At 43.1% G+C, this 2,403-nt stretch carries 3 protein-coding genes; all 3 read left to right on the top strand.

Annotated features, from left to right (window positions below; genetic code table 11):
• Positions 1-594 precede the first annotated feature (594 nt).
• The 3 genes from ltrA to F6K49_RS53890 are packed head-to-tail and all read left to right on the top strand — an operon-like array spanning position 595 to position 2,295.
• Complete coding sequence (ltrA, locus tag F6K49_RS41615) at positions 595-1,848, top strand: group II intron reverse transcriptase/maturase (protein ID WP_364304462.1); 1,254 nt, start codon at positions 595-597, stop codon at positions 1,846-1,848.
• On the top strand, positions 1,848-1,994 hold the full coding sequence (locus F6K49_RS53895; RefSeq protein WP_364304470.1) for a hypothetical protein: 147 nt from the start codon (positions 1,848-1,850) through the stop codon (positions 1,992-1,994). The genes ltrA and F6K49_RS53895 overlap by 1 nt, the downstream gene beginning before the upstream one ends.
• Complete coding sequence (locus F6K49_RS53890) at positions 1,930-2,295, top strand: HNH endonuclease (RefSeq protein ID WP_364304460.1); 366 nt, start codon at positions 1,930-1,932, stop codon at positions 2,293-2,295. Before F6K49_RS53895 ends, F6K49_RS53890 begins: the two co-directional genes overlap by 65 nt.
• The last annotated feature ends 108 nt before the right edge of the window (positions 2,296-2,403 follow it).

Below are 2,403 nucleotides of genomic sequence, written 5' to 3'. Positions count from 1 at the left end.
GAAGGTGCGATTCGTTGACTATAAACCTTACCCTACAAGGGTTTTGGGGGATTAGCCGCCTGGTCTCAGGAAACTGAACCTTGACAACTTGATAACCATGATGGTGAAAATCCATCCCTCGTGAAATCCGAGTGACAGCCCTACCCTGATTCATAAGAAATAACGAACTTACGGATTAATGCAAGGGTCGAACAGTGAAGCGGAACCAATCCAGGGGAAGTTAGTAACAGGCAGAGGACTCATGGGTACGAGAGAAAGGTACGTTTGAATCATCGTTAGAATTACGTGGCGAAATGGATTGACACGCCACAGACAAAAAGTCAATGGAACAGGATTAATTGGTTCTTCCCTCAATTAATGATTTCCCATAATATTCCCGGTGAAAAGTACCACCCTAAAAGTCCATAGAATGGTTATCAGGAACGAATTAACCCCGATATGTACTCTCAGAAAGGTCGAATATTCTGAGTAGGTAGTTAGCCGTATGTCGTACCGGGGGAAGATTGAGTCAGAAGCCAACGCCTAGGGTAATGCCTAGGATACGCTGACGGACTCACGTTGTAGGAAAAGAAATAGTTGTAAGTACCAATAGATATGTCTAAAACCCTGGGCTTCCAGACGGTGGAATGGAATAAAGTCAACTGGCGAAAGTTAGAAAAGACTCTATTTAAGTTGCAAAAGCGAATATTTCGAGCCTCTGAACGTGGTGATGTCCGCGCGATAAGAAAGCTGCAAAAAACTCTGATGAAATCCTGGACAGCAAAAATGATTGCGGTGCGTAGGGTTACACAGGAGAACAAGGGCAAAAAGACTGCCGGAATAGACGGGGTCAAACATCTTAACCAAAGAAGACGCCTCGCCTTAGTAGACTCACTCAAAATCTCCAAAAAGGCACAACCTACTCGTCGGGTCTGGATTCCCAAACCCGGAAGAAAGGAAAAACGCCCATTAGGAATCCCTACCATGTACGACCGCGCATTGCAGGCGCTAACCAAACAGGCATTAGAACCCGAATGGGAAGCGCGTTTTGAACCTAATTCATACGGATTCAGACCAGGACGCTCATGTCACGATGCCATTGAAGCAACATTTAAAAATATCAGCAGAAAACCCAAATGGGTACTAGATGCGGATATTGCCAAATGTTTCGATAAAATCAACCATGATGCACTTCTGAGTAAGTTAAATACTTACCCATCCATCAGACGCTTAATCAAGTCTTGGTTAAAAGCTGGTGTCATGGATAAAGGGATATTCTCTACTACAGAAAAGGGCACCCCACAAGGTGGAGTGATATCTCCTCTTTTGGCCAACATAGCCCTTCACGGAATGGAGGAACGGATTAAACAATTCGCAGAAACTATGAAAGGAAATAAATCCAAGAATAGGAGAGCATTAAGTCTAATCCGATACGCGGATGATTTTGTCATCATGCACAAAGACCAAACCGTGGTAGAAGAATGTCAAAAAATTATCAGCAAATGGTTGAATGACATGGGTTTGGAATTAAAACCAAACAAGACCAAGGTTACTCACACTTTTGACGGATTTGACTTCCTAGGATTCAATATTCGTCAATACAAAGTAGGTAAAAACCAGTCCAAACAAGGGTTTAAAACCATCATCAAACCGTCAAAAGAAAAAGTTCTAGAGCATTATAGGCAGCTCTCAAAAGTCATAGATAAATACAGAGCTGCCCCACAGGAGGCATTAATACGCCAACTGAAACCCATGATACGAGGATGGTGTAACTACTACAGTTCAGTCTGTAGTAAAGAAACCTTGGCCTATGGCCACGCTACGCGAACACTACCTTGGGACACCTGCTATGGAAAAAACTCGCCTTGATGGGGAAAAAGGAGACACCCCAAGAAATCAATAACCTGGGTAATCAAGAAATATTGGGGAACCATCGGAAAGGACAATTGGATGTTCATGACCGGGAAGGAAAACTACCTGCCCTTACATGCCTCGACCAAAATCCTACGGTATAAAAAGGTCAAAGACACTAAAAGCCCATATGATGGAGACCTAATTTACTGGAGCACCAGACTGAGTAAACACCCTCAAGCAACCAGTAGAAAGGTAAAACTTTTGAAAAGACAAAAAGGGAAATGTGCTCATTGTGGTCTCACCTTCAGGGATGGAGATTTGTTGGAAACGCACCATATAATACCGCGCGCACTGGATGGAAGTAACAAGGATGAAAATCTGGAATTACTACACCTTCATTGTCACGATTTTAAGCACGGAAACAAAGTCAACTCGAAACAGTTAGATGAGAATCCGTTCTAGAGGTACCAATGTCAGTGTGTTCCTATAATGAGGAGCCGTATGATGCGAAAGTGTCACGTACGGTTTTGAAGACGAGTTAATGGGGTGACCTATTGGCTTAGTTTAATT

The organism is Moorena sp. SIO3I6 (assembly GCF_010672095.1).
The sequence above is the reverse complement of the archived record's forward strand: the minus strand, read 5'-3'. Positions and strand labels throughout refer to the sequence as shown.

What these genes read in the sequence shown, in the direction of transcription:
- ltrA (WP_364304462.1), top strand. Translation starts at nt 595, where the DNA reads ATGTCTAAAACCCTGGGCTTCCAGACGGTGGAATGGAATAAAGTCAAC.
- F6K49_RS53895 (WP_364304470.1), top strand. Translation starts at nt 1,848, where the DNA reads ATGGGGAAAAAGGAGACACCCCAAGAAATCAATAACCTGGGTAATCAA.
- F6K49_RS53890 (WP_364304460.1), top strand. Translation starts at nt 1,930, where the DNA reads ATGTTCATGACCGGGAAGGAAAACTACCTGCCCTTACATGCCTCGACC.